Consider the following 14,578-nt stretch of genomic DNA (forward strand, 5'->3'; position numbering starts at 1 on the left):
TGCGGTGCGGCCGGTGAACGGCGCCGATTACGCTGCTTGCATGAAGAAGGTGGCGATCCTCGACTATGGCTCCGGCAACATCCGGTCCGCGCATCGCGCGATGGAGCGGGCCGGCGCCGAGGTCACCGTGACCGCGGACGCGAAGACCGCGCTCGCCGCCGACGGCCTGCTCGTCCCGGGCGTCGGCGCCTACGAGGCGTGCATGGCGGGCCTCAAGGCGGTGCAGGGCGACCGGATCATCGGGGAGCGACTCGCGGGCGGCCGCCCCGTGATGGGGATCTGCGTGGGCATGCAGATCCTCTTCGAGAAGGGCATCGAGTTCGGCGTCGAGACCGAGGGCTGCGGCGAGTGGCCAGGCACCGTCGAACGCCTGCAGGCCGAGGTCGTGCCGCACATGGGGTGGAACACCGTGGAGGCCGCCGAGGGGTCGAAGCTCTTCGCCGGCACGGACGCCGACACCCGCTTCTACTTCGTGCACTCGTACGCGGCCCAGACGTGGGAGCTCGACATCGCCGATCACATCCGCGCGCCGAAGGTCACGTGGGCCGACCACGGGGGCCGGTTCGTCGCGGCCGTGGAGAACGGGCCGCTGTGGGCCACGCAGTTCCACCCCGAGAAGAGCGGCGACGCCGGCGCGGTGCTGCTGAGGAACTGGGTGGACACGCTGTGAGCGGCCGGCAGGGACTCTCGCTCGGCCGGCTCGCCCTGTTCTCGGTCGGTGCGGCCGTCGCGGTCCTGGGACTGTGCGTGCTCCTGCTGAACGTACTGCGGCCGGGCACCGGAATCTCGCTGCTGATCGTCGCGGTGGGCCTGTTCGGCGCGGTCGCGGCGATGGGCGTCGTCTCCAAGGCGATGGTCGCGCGCGCCGCTGCGGACGCCGACGACCGGGAGCCCGGAAAGTCGGATGACACGACGCACTAGGCTGGTCGCGTGAGTCTGGTACTTCTTCCCGCAGTCGACGTCGCCGAGGGCCGGGCCGTGCGCCTGGTACAGGGGGAGGCCGGCAGCGAGACGGCCTACGGTTCGCCGCGCGACGCCGCCCTCGCCTGGCAGAACGACGGGGCGGAGTGGGTCCACCTCGTCGACCTCGACGCCGCCTTCGGCAAGGGCAGCAACCGTGAGCTCCTGGCCGGCGTCATCGGCGAGCTCGACGTCAAGGTGGAGCTGTCCGGCGGCATCCGCGACGACGACTCCCTCGCGGCGGCGCTCGCGACGGGATGCGCCCGCGTGAACCTCGGTACCGCGGCGATCGAGAACCCGCAGTGGTGCGCGAGCGCGATCGCCCGCCACGGCGAGAAGATCGCGGTGGGCCTCGACGTCAAGCAGCTCGACGGTCAGTGGCGGCTGCGCGGCCGCGGCTGGGTCACCGACGGCGGCGACCTGTGGGAGGTCCTCGAGCGCCTGAACAACGACGGCTGCAGCCGCTACGTGGTCACCGACGTCTCCAAGGACGGCACCCTCACCGGCCCGAACCTCGATCTGCTGTCGGCCGTGGCCGCCGCGACCGACGCGCCCGTCGTCGCCTCCGGAGGCATCTCCGCGCTCGAGGACCTGACCGCGATCGCCACGCTCGTCGATCAGGGCGTGGATTCCGCGATCATCGGCAAGGCGCTCTACGCCGGACGGTTCACCCTTCCCGAGGCGCTCGACGCGGTGTCGCGCTAGTGGCCGCCCTGCCGGACGGCTTCACGGCCGACCCCGACCGCCTCCTCGCCCTCGCCGGTGAGGCCCTCGACGCCGCCGCGCCCCGCTTCGTGGAGGGCGTCGGCGCGCCCGCCTCGGTCGCGAAGGGACCCGCCGATTTCGCCACCGACCTCGACCTCGAACTCGAGCGGCGCATCACCGCGGCCGTCGCCGAGGCGACCGGCGTGCCGGTGCACGGCGAGGAGTTCGGCGGCCCCGCCGTCGACGAGGGCACCGTCTGGGTGCTCGACCCCATCGACGGGACCTTCAACTACTCCGCTGGGTACCCGGCCACCGGCACCCTGCTCGGGCTGCTCCACGACGGCCGGCCCGTCGCGGGCCTCGCGTGGTTCCCGCTCGTCGGCGACGCCTTCGCCGGGCACGTCGCCGGTCCGGTCCGCAACCGCGGCGAGGCGCTGCCCCCGCTGGGCGACGCGGGGCTCGACGACGCGATGATCGCCGTCGGCAGTTTCAGCCGGGGCAGCAACGGGCACTTCCCCGGCGACTACCGGTACGCGATCCTCGGCGAGGTCTCCCGACGCGTGGCCCGGGTACGACAGTTCGGTTCGACGGGCGTCGATCTGGCCTACACGGCGTCGGGCGCGCTCGGGGGCGCCGTCGTCTTCGGTCACCATCCGTGGGACAACGCCGCGGGCGCGGCCCTGGTCATCGCGGCCGGCGGTCGCGTCACCGACCTCGCGGGCGAGGACTGGCACGTCGGCTCCGACTCGGTGCTCGCCGGGGCCCCCGGCGTCCACGAGGAGTTGCTCGCCATCGTCCGCTCCGTGGGCGCACCGTCGGACTACCGCGGCGACCCCGGGCACTCCGGAACCCTGAGCTACTAGACACTTTCGAAGGAGGTCGTACCGATGACGGTGGCCGTGCGCGTGATCCCGTGCCTGGACGTCGACGACGGGCGCGTCGTCAAGGGCGTCAACTTCCAGAACCTCCGCGACGCGGGCGATCCCGTCGAGCTGGCCGCTGCGTACGACGCGCAGGGCGCCGACGAGCTGACCTTCCTCGACGTGACCGCCTCGAGCTCCGGCCGCGGCACCATGCTCGAGGTGGTGCGCCGCACCGCCGAGCAGGTCTTCATCCCGCTCACCGTCGGCGGCGGCGTCCGGTCGGTCGAGGACGTCGACACCCTCCTGCGCGCCGGTGCCGACAAGGTCTCCGTGAACACCGCCGCGATCGTCCGCCCGGAACTGCTCCGCGAGCTGTCCAACCGGTTCGGCAGCCAGTGCATCGTGCTCTCCGTCGACGCCCGCACCGTCCCGGACGGTGAGAAGCCGACACCGTCGGGCTGGGAGGTCACCACGCACGGCGGCCGCAAGGGCACCGGCATCGACGCGATCGAATGGGCCCGCCGCGGTGAGGAACTCGGCGTGGGGGAGATCCTGCTCAACTCGATGGACGCCGACGGCACCAAGGCGGGCTTCGACCTGCGGATGATCACCGCGGCCCGCGCGGCCGTCCACATCCCGGTGATCGCCTCCGGCGGCGCGGGCGCGGTCGATCACTTCGGGCCGGCCGTCGAGGCGGGCGCCGACGCCGTGCTCGCGGCCAGCGTCTTCCACTTCGGGGACATGACGATCGGGCAGGTCAAGGACGAGATGGCCGGCCACGGACTGGTGGTCCGACGGTGACCGCGCTCGACGGGGCCATCGCCGCCCGCCTCAAGCGCAACGCCGACGGCCTGGTCGCCGCGATCGCCCAGGAGGAGGGCACCGGCGACGTCCTCATGATGGCGTGGATGAACGACGAGGCGCTCGCGCGCACGCTGGCGACCCGCAAGGGCACGTACTACTCGCGCTCGCGGAAGCAGCTGTGGGTCAAGGGAGAGACGTCGGGGCACGTGCAGGAGGTCCGCGACGTGCGGCTCGACTGCGACGGCGACACCATCCTGCTCACCGTCCGGCAGACCGGGCCCGCATGCCACACGGGCACGCACACGTGCTTCGACGGGGATCTGCTGCTCGGCCCGGAGGGCTGATCCGGCGCGTCGTCACCGCCGGTCGTGACGAGCGTCATCTGGATCTTCGTTGGTGAATCCGGTATTCATATTGTTCATGACTACCGTGACCCTTCTCCGTCGTATCGCCGTCACCACCGCGGCGGTGGCCGTCGCCGCCGGCGTCGCTGCGCCCGTGTCGGCGGCGCCCGCCCGACTCAGCGCGGCGTCGCTGTCGTTCCCGACGTCCGCCCTGCCCGGCTGGACCATCGATCCCGCCGAGGCGGGCGGCGTGGGACTCGCGCGCGCTCCGTTCGGCCCCGCGGGCACGACGTGGGCGTCCCAGATCAGCATCGGCGATTTCGGCCGCTCCGGCCTGGACGTGAAGGTGCTCGCCAAGGCCTTCGCCGCGGAGATCGTCAAGGACGGCGGCTACAACGGCCACAACGCCCGCCTCGAGGGCCTGCAGGTCACCGATACGCGGGTCTCCGGTATCCCCGCCGCGCGGGCGACCGCGAACGTGGTGCTCCAGAACGCTCCCACCCGCGCGGAGCGGTTGCGGATCACCGTGGTCGACACGAAGCCGGAGACCTATTTCGTCTCGCAGGTGCCGGTCGAGGCGACCGACCGCCAGGCGCAGGCCGCGGCGGCCGAGTCCGGGCTGGTCGCCACCCGCTGACCCGGCCGACCTGCGGGCCCGGTGGCCCGCGGGGCCGGCGTCAGGCGCTGAGCGTGCGGAGGAAGGCGAGCGTCTCCTCGACGTGCGCCACCGCCCGCAACTCGCCGACGACGATGTGGAGCACCGTCCCGTCCGCGTCGATGAGGAAGGTCTGCCGCCGCACCGGCGCCACCGCGAACTTGCCGCGCTTGACGTCGTACTCGGCCGCGACGGCACCGTCCGCGTCCGTGAGCAGCGGGAAGCCGGGCTCCATGACGTCGGCGAAGGCCTGCGTCCGCACCAGCGGGTCCATGCTGATGCCGATCCGGGCCGTCCCCCGGCGGTCGAACTCCTCGCCCGCGTCGCGGAACCGCCCGACCTCGGCGACGCACACCGGTAGACCGGCGGTGAGGTAGAAGAAGACCGCGGCGCGGCCGTCGCCGCGGAGCTCGGAGAGGGTCCGGATCGTGCCGGTGCGGTCGGGGAGTGCGAACTCGGGGGCCTGCTGGCCTATGCGCATGGCCACGAACCTACCGGCGCTGGGATACTGACAGACGATGAGTACCGCACAGCAGTCGAACCTGCAGCCCGACGGCGCGACCACCAGCCTGGACGAGTTCCGCGCGCTCGCGGACCGGCACCGCGTGGTGCCCGTGATCCGCACGGTGCTCGCCGACGCCGAGACCCCGCTCTCGGCGTACCGCAAGCTCGCCGGCGGACGCCCCGGGACCTTCCTCCTCGAGTCCGCCGCCGCGGGGCAGTCGTGGAGCCGGTGGTCCTTCGTCGGCGCGCCCGCGCCCGCGGCGCTCACCGTCGTCGACGGGGCCGCCGCCTGGATCGGGAAGCCGCCCGCCGGCGCACCGTCGGGGGGCGATCCGATCGAGGCCCTCGGCGAGGTGCTCCGGCTGCTCAGCTCGGAGCGGATCGAGGGTCTGCCCCCGCTCAACGGCGGCATGGTCGGGTACCTCGCCTACGACGCGGTGCGGCGCCTGGAGCGACTGCCCGACACCACCGTCGACGACCTGCACCTGCCCGAGATGGTGTGGCTGCTCGCCACGGACCTCGCGGCGATCGATCACCACGAGGGCACGATCACCCTCATCGCCAACGCGGTGAACTGGGACGGCTCCGCCGACCGGGTGGACGAGGCGTACGCCGACGCCGTCACCCGGCTCGACGCGATGGAGGCCGCGCTGGCCGCGCCGCTCGCGTCGTCCGTGGCCTCCTTCACCCGACCGGAGCCGGAGGTCACGGCGCAGCGGACCGTCGAGGAGTACAGCGCGATCGTCGAGAAGCTGGTCGGCGACATCGAGGCCGGCGAGGCCTTCCAGGTGGTGCCCTCGCAGCGCTTCTCCGTGCCGTCCGACGCCGACCCCATCGACGTCTACCGCGTGCTGCGGGCCTCGAACCCCAGCCCGTACATGTACCTCGTCCAGGTCCCCGCGCCCGACGGTTCCGTCGCCTTCTCGATCGTCGGCTCCAGCCCCGAGGCGCTCGTCACCGTCTCCGACGGCACCGCCACGACGCACCCGATCGCCGGCACCCGGTGGCGGGGCGCCACCGCCGAGGAGGACCTGCTGCTGGAGAAGGACCTGCAGGCGGACGAGAAGGAGAACAGCGAGCACCTGATGCTCGTCGACCTGGGCCGCAACGACCTCGGCCGGGTGTGCACGCCGGGCACCGTCCGGGTGACCGACTACCGGCGCATCGAGCGGTACAGCCACGTCATGCACCTCGTCTCGACCGTCTCCGGCGACCTCGCGGAAGGCCGGCAGGCGGTCGACGCCGTCGCCGCGTGCTTCCCCGCGGGCACCCTCACCGGGGCGCCGAAGGTGCGGGCCATGGAGCTCATCGACGAGGCCGAGATCACGCGCCGCGGGCTCTACGGCGGCATCGTGGGCTACCTCGATTTCGCGGGCGACGCCGACACCGCGATCGCGATCCGCACCGCGGTGCTCAAGGACGGCACCGCGTACGTCCAGGCGGGCGGCGGCGTCGTCGCCGACTCGGTGGGCGAGTACGAGTACAACGAGTCGCGCAACAAGGCCCTCGCGGCGCTCAAGGCCGTGGCCGCCGCGAACACCATGCGCGCCGTGTCGGAGGAGGCCCGATGAACGCCAAGCGCAACCTCGCCGTGGCCGCCGTGCTGCTCGCCGGCGCCGCGGGCGCCGTGTGGGGCTCCGGCCGCATGTCGTGGATGGGCGTGACCATCGCCGACGGCCTCTCGCCCGAGCGGACGATGGACGTCGCCGGCAGCACCTGGGCGCCCGCGCTCTCGGCGCTCTGGCTGGTCTTCCTCGCCGCGATCGCGGCGGCCCTCGCCCTGAAGAACTGGGCCCGCGGCGTGGTCGCCGTGATCGTCGCCGTCGCCGCGATCGGCGCCGCCTATCCCGCGGTCACGGTGCTGACGCAGGAACCGGACATCGGCTACCTCGAGAAGATCCTCCGCGACGCCCCGGCGAACGGCGACGCGGGCACCGCCGTCATGGGCAACAAGGACTACATCTCGCAGGTCGACCCGACTGCGGCCGGACCGTCCGTCGCCCTCCTCGGCGCCCTCCTCGCCGTGCTCGCGGCGGCCCTGCTGATGCGCGGATTGCGCAGTGGCGGCATGGGCTCGAAGTACGTCTCGCCCGCGGCGCGGCGCGCGGAACTCGAGCAGCGCGTCTTCGACGACGCCGGCGCGGAGCCCGCCTCCGAGCGCGACCTGTGGGACGCCCTCGACGGCGGCGACGACCCCACCGCGGCGGGCGGCGACCGTCCCGGCGCGGGCGAGGGGGCCGGACCCGAGCGCCCGCGGGCCGAGGGCTAATGTTGGAGCACGCTCCACGACCCACGAAAGGCCCGCAGCCGTGACTTCACCCACTGCTCTCGACTCGATCATCGAGGGTGTGCGCGCGGACCTCGCGGCCCGTGAGGCCCTCATCGACCTGGCCGCGATCAAGGCCGCCGCCAAGGCCGCCCCGCCCGCGATCGACGCCACCGCCGCGCTCCGCGAGCCCGGCATCGCGGTCATCGCCGAGGTCAAGCGCGCCAGCCCGTCCAAGGGCGACCTGGCCGGCATCGCCGATCCCGCCGAGCTCGCCGCCGAGTACGAGGCCGGGGGAGCGCGGGCGATCAGCGTGCTCACCGAGGAGCGCCGCTTCAAGGGCTCGCTGGCGGACCTGGACGCGGTGCGTGAGCGGGTGCGGATCCCGGTGCTGCGCAAGGACTTCATCGTCACGCCGTACCAGATCCACGAGGCGCGCGCGCACGGTGCCGACATCGTGCTGCTCATCGTCGCGGCGCTCGAACAGCCGGTGCTGGTCTCCCTGCTCGACCGGATCGAGTCGCTCGGCATGACCGCCCTCGTCGAGGTGCACACCGAGGACGAGGCGGACCGCGCACTCGAGGCCGGTGCGACCGTCATCGGCGTGAACGCGCGCAACCTCAAGACCCTCGAGGTGGACCGCGACTCGTTCGCGCGGATCGCGCCCGGGCTGCCCTCCTCGGTGATCAAGATCGCCGAGTCGGGCGTGCGCGACAGCCGCGACCTGCTGACCTACGCCGGCCAGGGCGCCGACGGGGTGCTCGTCGGCGAGGGCCTGGTCACGGCCGGCGATCCGCGGACGGCCGTCGCCGACCTCGTGACCGCCGGCTCGCACCCCAGCTGCCCGCGCCCGGCGCGCTAGTCCCTGGCGCCCCGGCGCTCCAGCTCGCGCAGGGCGATCTGGATCGCGCCGCGCACGGGGTCCACCGTGAGTACGCGCAGGTCGGAGATGCCGCGCATTCCCAAGTGGTGCCGCACTCGCCGCTGCAGCGCGGGCTGATGCACCGCGAGGCCGCCCGCGAGCACGACGGGCCCCGTGGAGCCGATCCGCTCCGCGACGGAGGCGGCGATGTCCGTCAGCGCGATCGCGGCCTGATCGATGATGTCGGTGCTCACCGGATCGCCCGACTGGGCGAGCTCGAAGACCACGCGGGCCCGGCCCGCCCAGTAGCGCCGCTCCTGCTGCGCGTAGAAGTGATCGAGCAACTCGTCCGGGTCCTGGAGGCCGCAGTCCGCCGCGAGCTGCTGCCCGAGGTGATCGGCGGGTTCCTCGCGGTCCAGGCGGATGAGGGTGCGGCGCACCGCCTCCTTCGCCACCCAGTACCCGCTGCCCTCGTCGCCGAGCAGGTAGCCCCAGCCGCCCGCCCGCGCGTGCCTGTCGCCGGCCCGGCCCCAGGCGACGGCGCCGGTGCCGGAGATGACCGCCACCCCGTCGCGCACGCCGGCGGCGGCGAGGATCAGCTGGCTGTCGTGCACCACCCGGATCCGTGCACCCGGGATGCGCTCGGCCAGGAGCGCGGTGAGCGTCGCGGCCCCCGCCGGGGTCTCCACCCCGGCGGCACCCGCGCACACCGCGCCCACGTCGTGCACACCCAGCCGGCCGAGTGCGATGTCGAGCTGGCGACCGGCCTCGACCCGGCCGACGGAGGAGATGTTCGCGCTGCCTGCGAGGGCCTCGGCCACGACGACGCCGTTCTCGGCGCGGACCGCCTGCGTCTTGGAGCCTCCGATGTCGAGGCCGATCACCGCGGTGCTCACTGGGACGCGGCCTCCGTCTTGTGGGCGTCGGTGGGCCAGGTGCCGTGGTTCTGCCAGTAGTACTGGATGTCCTCGAGCTTGCGGCCCTTGGTCTCGGGCGCGAACTTGAGCACGAAGAGGAAGGCGACCACCGAGAGGGCCCCGAAGACCGCGAAGGTGCCCGTCCCGCCCAGCAGCCGGCTGTTGAGCATCGTGAGCGTGATCTGGGCGACGATGGCGTTCGCGACGAGGTCCGAGGTGAGCATCGCCGAGGAGCCGTACGCGCGGAGCCGGGCGGGGAAGGCCTCACCGGCGTAGACCCAGACCAGGGAGCCGAAGCCGAAGGAGAAGCCGATCACGACGAGGACCAGTCCGGCGAAGCCGACGACGCCCGCGGTCTCGTGGTTCTTGAAGTCGCCGTCGGCCATCTGGTAGGCGAGGATCATCACGGCGAAGGCCAGGATCATGGTGCCGATGCCGCCGAGCAGGATGGGGCGGCGGCCGAACTTGTCGACGGTGAAGATCGAGATGACGACGGCGAGCAGGCCGAAGAGCTGCACGAAGGCCGGCAGCATGTACTTGCCGAAGTTCCCCTCGTAGCCCATCGACGCGAAGATGTCCGGGCTGTAGTAGATGATCGCGTTGATGCCGGTGATCTGGATGAAGAAGCCGAGGACGACGACGAAGAAGGTGGCGCGCAGGTAGGGCTGGCGGAAGAGCTGGCTCAGCTTGCCACCTGACTCGTCGGAGAGCTGCGCGCGCATCTCGTCGAGCTCGGCCTCGATGTCGGCCGCGGTCGAATCGGGTTCGACGGAGATGAGGGCGGCGCGGGCCTCGTGCTCGCGGCCGCGGGTCATGTACCAGCGGGCGGTGTCGGGCAGCCGGACCAGGAGCAGGGTCACGATGATCGCCGGCACCGCGGCCATGCCGAGCATCCACTTCCACGAGCTCGTGCCCATCCCGGCGAGCAGGTAGCCCAGGATGTAGCCGAGGATGATGCCGACGATCGTGGCGAACTGGTACGCGACGAGCATGGCGCCGCGGCGTTTCGCCGGGGCGGACTCCGCGACGAAGACGGGGACCACCACGACCGAGACGCCGACGGTGAGGCCGAGTAGGAACCGCGCGACCAACAACAGCGGGACCGTGGGCGCGAGAGCGCCGAACAGCGCGAACAGGGTGTAGCCGGCGCCCACCGAGATCATCGCCTTACGGCGGCCGATCTTGTTGGCGAACCAGCCGCCGACGATCGCACCGAGGATCTCGCCCACGACGACGACGGTGGCGAGGGCCTGGGTCATCCCGTCGCCGAGCCCGAAGTCCGCCCGGATGAAGTCCTTCGCCGCGGCGATGTTCGACGTGTCGTAGCCGTAGATCACGCCGAGGCTCGCTGCGGCGACACCGACGAGGACCGCGCTCGATCTCCCAGCCTGCGTACTGCTCATGTCATCTCCTTGAAGTCGACTCCAAGTGGTCTATACCAATTGAAGTAGACCAAGAGTGGCATAGACCACTTTCGGCGTCAAGAGGTAATGTGGACCACATGACGCTCCCTCGTACGTCGCACACCGAGCCGCCGCGGTACTTCCGCGCCAAACTCGAGCTGCAGCGCCGCATCGGCGACCTCGGGCACGGGGACACGCTGCCCGCCGAGCGCCGCCTCGCGGAGCAGCTCGGGGTCTCGCGAACGACGCTGCGGAAGGCGTTGGCGGAGTTGTCCGCCGAGGGGGTGCTCCGCCGCGAGCACGGCAGCGGCACCTACGTCGCGCCGCCCAAGGTGGTGCGGGTCCGGCAGCTGACGTCGCTGAGCGAGGACTTCGGCGTGGACGGCAAGCAGGTGAGCTCGCGCCTGCTCTCGTGCGACCACGTCACCGCGGACGCGGAGACCCAGGCCGCGCTCGAGCTCCCGCGCGGGGCACGGGTCTACCGCGTCACGCGGCTGCGCATCGTCGACGACGAGCCTCTCGCCATCGAGGAGGCGCACCTGCGCGGCCCGCTCCGCGGCCTCGCCGCCCGCCTCGAGGAGCAGGCGTCGCTCTACCAGGTGCTCCGGGAGCAGTACGCGCGGTCGATCACCGGCGTGGAGGACACCGTCGAGACGGCGCTCGCCTCGCCGTCCGAGGCGGAGCTGCTCGGGGTCACCGCGGGCCACCCGCTGCTCATGGTGCACCGGCTGGGCCGCGACGCGGACGGCCTCGCGCTCGAGTGGACGCGCAGCATCTACCGCGGTGACCGGTTCAAGTTCGTCGCCCGCGCGACGAACACGGCCGCGACGTAGGACGTCGCGGCCGCGCCGGCGGAACGATGGGGACGCCGAGCGTCACTTGTCGGTGATCGGCAGACCCGGCGGGTTGATCTCCGAGGCGGGCACCGCCTCGGCCTCCAGCCCCCAGCGCTGCAGGACCTTCGCGTAGTCGCCGCTGCGGATCGTCGACTCCAGGGCGGCCTGCACGGCGCGGATGATGCCGCTGTCCTTCCTCGTCGTCGCCCCGATCAGGCCCTGCAGCGTCGAACCGGCGCCGGACACCCGGCCGACGATCTTGGTCGCGTTCGGGGTGCCCTTGGTCTGCGCGACGTGGAAGGCCGAGACCGGGTTCGGGCCGAAGTAGGCGTCGATCTGCCCGGACGCGAGCGCAGCGTAGACGCCGGTGTTGTCCTGGTAGTTCTTGATGGTGATGCCGGGCTTACCGGCGGCGCGCAGGTCGGCGTCGTAGCGCTGCAGGATGCGCTCCTGGTTGGTGCCGGACCCGACGGCCACCGTCCTCCCGGAGAACGAGTCCCCGCCCGTGAAGGTGAACGTCGAGGACTCCTGCACTTCGACGGCGAGGTCGTCCTTGCGGTAGGTGGCGAAGTCGTACTTCTGTTTGCGCGCCTCGGTGACGGTGATGTTCGAGACGCCCAGGTCGAACTGGCCGCTGTCGATGCCCAGGAACAGGCCCTCCCACGAGGTGTTGGACTCCTCGAGCTTCAGCCCGAGGGCGCCCGCGATGAGGTGGGCGATGTCCGACTCGTCGCCGATGAAGACGCGCTCGTCGTCCGTGGCGGGGAAGTAGAACGGCGCGTTGCCGGCCCCCGAGCCGTGGGCGACGCGCAGCGTGCCGCGGTCGCGGATCGCCGGGGGGAGCAGCGCCGCCGCGGCCTCGTTCTTGGCGGGCGCGATGCGGTCCTGTTTGCTGGTCAGGTTGAGCTGTTGTCCGGCCGTGCCGGTGACGCTCGCGGTGGTCGACTCCGTGGTCTGGCCGCCGCAGCCCGCCAGGACGGCGCCCGCGAGGGCCACGGCCGCGGCGAGGGCGGGCAGGCGGTGGCGGGCGGTGGTGCGGATGGTCATGCGGTCTCCTTGGCGGTCCAGTGGGCGAGGAAGGTGCGGGTGCGGTCGGTGGCGGGGCGGTCGAGCACGGCGGCGGGCGAACCGACGGCGACGACGCGGCCCCGGTCGAGGAAGACGATGCGGTCCGAGATCCGGCGGGCGAAGGCGAGCTCGTGGGTGACCACGACGAGGGTCCGGCCCTCGGCCGCCAGCTCGGCGATCACGGCGTTCACCTCGCCCACCAGCTCGGGATCGAGCGCGGACGTCGGCTCGTCGAACAGGATCAGGTCCGGATCGAGCGCGAGGGTCCGGGCGATCGCGACGCGCTGCTGTTGGCCGCCGGAGAGTTGCCCGGGGTAGTGGCCGGCGTGCGCGCCGAGCCCGACCCGCTCCAGCAGCTCGCGCGCGCGGTCCTCCGCCTCGGAGCGGTTCCGTCCGAGTGTCAGACGCTGCGGCCGGGCGACGTTCTCCGCCGCGGTCAGGTGCGGGAACAGGTTGAACTGCTGGAAGACGAACCCGATGCGGGCCCGCTGGCGGCGCAGCTCCCGCTCGCGCAGCGCGACGAGGTGATCGCCGCAGCGCCGGACCCCGATGAGGTCACCGTCGACCCGGACCACTCCGGAGCTGGGCTCCTCCAGGTGGTTGATCAGGCGCAGGAGGGTCGACTTCCCGGATCCCGAGGGCCCGATGATCGAGACCACCTCGCCCGGTGCCACTGTGAGGTCGACGCCGCGGAGCACCTCGTCGTGGCCGAAGCGTTTCGTCAGGCCCACCGCCTCCAGGCGGGGGCGCGGCGCGGTGCTCGTCATGCGGACTTCTCCTTCTTCGCGGATGCGGAGGCCCCGTAGCCGCGCGCGAGGCGCTTCTCGAGGTAGTGCTGGCCGATCGACAGGACCGTGGTGAGCACCGCGTACCAGGCGACCGCCACGAGCAGCAGCGGGATGATCCGGCCGTTGCGGCCGTAGATCACCTGGACCTGGTAGAACAGGTCCGGCAGCGCCAGGATGAAGACCGCCGTCGTGCCCTTGAGCAGGCCGATCACCTCGTTCGCCGCGGGCGGCACGATGGTGCGCAGGGCCTGCGGCAGGGTGATCCGCAGCAGGTGCGCGGCGGGCGGGATGCCCAGGGCCCGTGCGGCGTCGTGCTGGCCCGGCGAGACGCCGAGGATGCCGGCCCGCACGATCTCCGAGCCGTACGCCGCCTGGTGCAGCACGATGCCGACGACCGCAGCGGTGTAGGGGGACAGGAGGTCCTTGGTGGGCGCGTCCGCGAAGGTCGGGCCGAACGGGATGCCCAGGCCGATCGTCGGGTAGAGCGCGCCGAGGTAGCCCCAGAACAGGATCTGCACGATGAGCGGCACGGATCGGAACAGCCAGACGAAGCCGAAGCTGAACGCGGCGAGCACCCGGTTGCCGGAGAGGCGGGCGAGGGCGAGCACCCCGCCGAGCAGGAAGCCGAGGACGGCGCCGATCGCGGTGAGCTGCACCGTGAACCAGAGCGCCTCGAGGACCGTGGGGCTGAACAGGTAGGCGCCGAAGGTGGGCCAGTCGTAGCGGGGGTTGGTCACCGCGGACGTCGCGAGCTGCGCGAACAGGACGACCGCGATCGCGACGGCGAGCCACCGCCCCCACTGGACGCGGTGGCGGACCGGCAGTTCGGCGAGCACCGCGAGCTCGGGGTCGGAGGTCGCCGGCTGCGGCCGGGTGAGGGCGAGGGTCATGAGGCTCCGGTCGGGTCGGTGGGTGGCGGCTGAACGAGCAGCAGGGGGAGCGCGGCGCGTAGGCGGAAGCCGAGGTGCTCGTAGACCCCGCGGGCGCCCGTGTTGTCCGCGGAGGTGTGCAGGAAGGGGACGTCGCCGCGGGCACGGATGTGGTGTCCGACGGCGCGGACGAGGCGCGCCGCGAGGCCCCGGCCGCGGTGCTCCGGGGCGGTGCACACGGCGCTGATCTCGGTCCATCCGGGCGGCCGCAGGCGCTCGCCGGCGAGCGCGATGAGGCGCCCCGCATCGTCGCGCAGCCCCAGGTAGAGGCCCAGTTCGACGGTGCGCCGCTCGAACGGTCCGGGGCGGGTGCGCGCGACCAGGTGCAGGATCTCGTCCGTGTTCGCCGGGCCGAGCGTCTCGGCCTCCGGATCCGGCGCGGTGGCGAGACCGGCACCGTCGTACTGCACGAGCCGGACCTCGTCGACGACGCGCCAGCCCGCGGGGAGCGGCCCGCGCACGCCGCGGAGGGAGAGCGGCGTGCCGGGGACCGCGAGGCCGGCCAGCGCGGCGAAGTCCTCGGCGGTCGGCCGCGGCGGGTGCCCGACGAACCGCGCCACGTCGGGCCGGTACCGGACGACGGGCCCGTCGCCGATCCGGAAGCGGGCGTGCGCCCCGTACAGCGAGGCCCGGACGGGATCGTCGAGGACGTGGCCGAGCGTGGTGGTCATGCC

Annotated in this window: 18 protein-coding genes; 11 read left to right on the forward strand and 7 right to left on the reverse strand. The window is 72.6% G+C overall.

Annotated features, from left to right (window positions below):
* Positions 1-40 precede the first annotated feature (40 nt).
* The 7 genes from hisH (at position 41) to ACNAYW_RS03730 (ending at position 4,313) form a co-directional block, all read left to right on the forward strand.
* Entirely contained in the window at positions 41-670 is a 630-nt protein-coding gene (gene hisH / locus ACNAYW_RS03700) for an imidazole glycerol phosphate synthase subunit HisH (RefSeq protein WP_415848399.1), read from the forward strand.
* The gene (locus tag ACNAYW_RS03705; RefSeq protein ID WP_415848400.1) at positions 667-921 is read left to right on the forward strand and encodes a hypothetical protein; all 255 of its coding nucleotides are present in this window, start codon (positions 667-669) and stop codon (positions 919-921) included. Before hisH ends, ACNAYW_RS03705 begins: the two co-directional genes overlap by 4 nt.
* 9 nt (positions 922-930) lie before the next feature.
* Positions 931-1,665: a bifunctional 1-(5-phosphoribosyl)-5-((5-phosphoribosylamino)methylideneamino)imidazole-4-carboxamide isomerase/phosphoribosylanthranilate isomerase PriA gene (gene priA / locus ACNAYW_RS03710; protein ID WP_415848401.1), complete on the forward strand. Its 735-nt coding sequence runs from the start codon at positions 931-933 to the stop codon at positions 1,663-1,665.
* Positions 1,665-2,528 (forward strand): inositol monophosphatase family protein, encoded by an 864-nt coding sequence (locus ACNAYW_RS03715; RefSeq protein ID WP_415848402.1) that lies wholly within the window; start codon positions 1,665-1,667, stop codon positions 2,526-2,528. Before priA ends, ACNAYW_RS03715 begins: the two co-directional genes overlap by 1 nt.
* A gap of 24 nt (positions 2,529-2,552) precedes the next feature.
* Positions 2,553-3,329 (forward strand): imidazole glycerol phosphate synthase subunit HisF, encoded by a 777-nt coding sequence (gene hisF / locus ACNAYW_RS03720; protein ID WP_415848403.1) that lies wholly within the window; start codon positions 2,553-2,555, stop codon positions 3,327-3,329.
* Entirely contained in the window at positions 3,326-3,676 is a 351-nt protein-coding gene (gene hisI / locus ACNAYW_RS03725) for a phosphoribosyl-AMP cyclohydrolase (RefSeq protein ID WP_415848404.1), read from the forward strand. The genes hisF and hisI overlap by 4 nt, the downstream gene beginning before the upstream one ends.
* 76 nt (positions 3,677-3,752) lie before the next feature.
* Positions 3,753-4,313, forward strand: a complete 561-nt coding sequence (locus tag ACNAYW_RS03730) for a hypothetical protein (protein ID WP_415848405.1) — start codon at positions 3,753-3,755, stop codon at positions 4,311-4,313.
* A gap of 40 nt (positions 4,314-4,353) precedes the next feature.
* On the opposite strand, the gene ACNAYW_RS03735 is transcribed toward ACNAYW_RS03730, so the two are convergent.
* Entirely contained in the window at positions 4,354-4,812 is a 459-nt protein-coding gene (locus ACNAYW_RS03735; RefSeq protein WP_415848406.1) for a peroxiredoxin, read from the reverse strand.
* Positions 4,813-4,849: 37 nt separating this feature from the next.
* On the opposite strand from ACNAYW_RS03735, the gene ACNAYW_RS03740 reads away from it, so the two are divergent.
* From ACNAYW_RS03740 to trpC, 3 genes are read left to right on the forward strand one after another with little or no spacing between them, the layout of a single operon-like run.
* Positions 4,850-6,406: an anthranilate synthase component I gene (locus ACNAYW_RS03740; RefSeq protein WP_415848407.1), complete on the forward strand. Its 1,557-nt coding sequence runs from the start codon at positions 4,850-4,852 to the stop codon at positions 6,404-6,406.
* On the forward strand, positions 6,403-7,104 hold the full coding sequence (locus ACNAYW_RS03745) for a TIGR02234 family membrane protein (protein WP_415848408.1): 702 nt from the start codon (positions 6,403-6,405) through the stop codon (positions 7,102-7,104). The genes ACNAYW_RS03740 and ACNAYW_RS03745 overlap by 4 nt, the downstream gene beginning before the upstream one ends.
* Positions 7,105-7,144: 40 nt before the next feature.
* Positions 7,145-7,963, forward strand: a complete 819-nt coding sequence (gene trpC / locus ACNAYW_RS03750; protein WP_415848409.1) for an indole-3-glycerol phosphate synthase TrpC — start codon at positions 7,145-7,147, stop codon at positions 7,961-7,963.
* Here trpC and ACNAYW_RS03755 read toward each other — a convergent pair.
* Both ACNAYW_RS03755 and ACNAYW_RS03760 read right to left on the reverse strand, forming a co-directional pair.
* Positions 7,960-8,859 (reverse strand): N-acetylglucosamine kinase, encoded by a 900-nt coding sequence (locus ACNAYW_RS03755; RefSeq protein WP_415848410.1) that lies wholly within the window; start codon positions 8,857-8,859, stop codon positions 7,960-7,962. The genes trpC and ACNAYW_RS03755 overlap by 4 nt on opposite strands.
* On the reverse strand, positions 8,856-10,283 hold the full coding sequence (locus tag ACNAYW_RS03760; RefSeq protein WP_415848411.1) for a sugar porter family MFS transporter: 1,428 nt from the start codon (positions 10,281-10,283) through the stop codon (positions 8,856-8,858). Before ACNAYW_RS03760 ends, ACNAYW_RS03755 begins: the two co-directional genes overlap by 4 nt.
* A gap of 98 nt (positions 10,284-10,381) precedes the next feature.
* Here ACNAYW_RS03760 and ACNAYW_RS03765 point away from each other — a divergent pair, with 98 nt between their 5' ends.
* On the forward strand, positions 10,382-11,116 hold the full coding sequence (locus tag ACNAYW_RS03765; RefSeq protein ID WP_415848412.1) for a GntR family transcriptional regulator: 735 nt from the start codon (positions 10,382-10,384) through the stop codon (positions 11,114-11,116).
* 42 nt (positions 11,117-11,158) lie between these two features.
* Here ACNAYW_RS03765 and ACNAYW_RS03770 read toward each other — a convergent pair whose 3' ends face one another.
* Genes ACNAYW_RS03770 through ACNAYW_RS03785 form a run of 4 tightly spaced genes read right to left on the reverse strand, consistent with a single transcriptional unit; the run spans position 11,159 to position 14,575 of the window.
* Positions 11,159-12,166: an ABC transporter substrate-binding protein gene (locus ACNAYW_RS03770; protein WP_415848413.1), complete on the reverse strand. Its 1,008-nt coding sequence runs from the start codon at positions 12,164-12,166 to the stop codon at positions 11,159-11,161.
* On the reverse strand, positions 12,163-12,954 hold the full coding sequence (locus tag ACNAYW_RS03775) for an amino acid ABC transporter ATP-binding protein (RefSeq protein WP_415848414.1): 792 nt from the start codon (positions 12,952-12,954) through the stop codon (positions 12,163-12,165). Before ACNAYW_RS03775 ends, ACNAYW_RS03770 begins: the two co-directional genes overlap by 4 nt.
* Positions 12,951-13,865 carry an amino acid ABC transporter permease gene (locus tag ACNAYW_RS03780; RefSeq protein ID WP_415848415.1) on the reverse strand — a complete coding sequence of 305 codons (915 nt, stop codon included), beginning with the start codon at positions 13,863-13,865 and terminating at the stop codon, positions 12,951-12,953. Before ACNAYW_RS03780 ends, ACNAYW_RS03775 begins: the two co-directional genes overlap by 4 nt.
* Positions 13,862-14,575 carry a GNAT family N-acetyltransferase gene (locus tag ACNAYW_RS03785; RefSeq protein WP_415848416.1) on the reverse strand — a complete coding sequence of 238 codons (714 nt, stop codon included), beginning with the start codon at positions 14,573-14,575 and terminating at the stop codon, positions 13,862-13,864. The genes ACNAYW_RS03780 and ACNAYW_RS03785 overlap by 4 nt, the downstream gene beginning before the upstream one ends.
* Positions 14,576-14,578: the final 3 nt, after the last annotated feature.

Source organism: Tsukamurella ocularis (genome assembly GCF_965138335.1).
Taxonomy (GTDB): domain Bacteria; phylum Actinomycetota; class Actinomycetes; order Mycobacteriales; family Mycobacteriaceae; genus Tsukamurella; species Tsukamurella ocularis_A.

Bases quoted from the DNA above. Each gene is read 5' to 3' on its own strand.
- ACNAYW_RS03770 (WP_415848413.1), bottom strand. From the start codon at position 12,166: ATGACCATCCGCACCACCGCCCGCCACCGCCTGCCCGCCCTCGCCGCG.
- hisF (WP_415848403.1), top strand. From the start codon at position 2,553: ATGACGGTGGCCGTGCGCGTGATCCCGTGCCTGGACGTCGACGACGGG.
- ACNAYW_RS03785 (WP_415848416.1), bottom strand. From the start codon at position 14,575: ATGACCACCACGCTCGGCCACGTCCTCGACGATCCCGTCCGGGCCTCG.
- ACNAYW_RS03760 (WP_415848411.1), bottom strand. From the start codon at position 10,283: ATGAGCAGTACGCAGGCTGGGAGATCGAGCGCGGTCCTCGTCGGTGTC.
- ACNAYW_RS03765 (WP_415848412.1), top strand. From the start codon at position 10,382: ATGACGCTCCCTCGTACGTCGCACACCGAGCCGCCGCGGTACTTCCGC.
- ACNAYW_RS03740 (WP_415848407.1), top strand. From the start codon at position 4,850: ATGAGTACCGCACAGCAGTCGAACCTGCAGCCCGACGGCGCGACCACC.
- ACNAYW_RS03745 (WP_415848408.1), top strand. From the start codon at position 6,403: ATGAACGCCAAGCGCAACCTCGCCGTGGCCGCCGTGCTGCTCGCCGGC.
- ACNAYW_RS03780 (WP_415848415.1), bottom strand. From the start codon at position 13,865: ATGACCCTCGCCCTCACCCGGCCGCAGCCGGCGACCTCCGACCCCGAG.
- ACNAYW_RS03730 (WP_415848405.1), top strand. From the start codon at position 3,753: ATGACTACCGTGACCCTTCTCCGTCGTATCGCCGTCACCACCGCGGCG.
- hisH (WP_415848399.1), top strand. From the start codon at position 41: ATGAAGAAGGTGGCGATCCTCGACTATGGCTCCGGCAACATCCGGTCC.
- ACNAYW_RS03735 (WP_415848406.1), bottom strand. From the start codon at position 4,812: ATGCGCATAGGCCAGCAGGCCCCCGAGTTCGCACTCCCCGACCGCACC.
- ACNAYW_RS03775 (WP_415848414.1), bottom strand. From the start codon at position 12,954: ATGACGAGCACCGCGCCGCGCCCCCGCCTGGAGGCGGTGGGCCTGACG.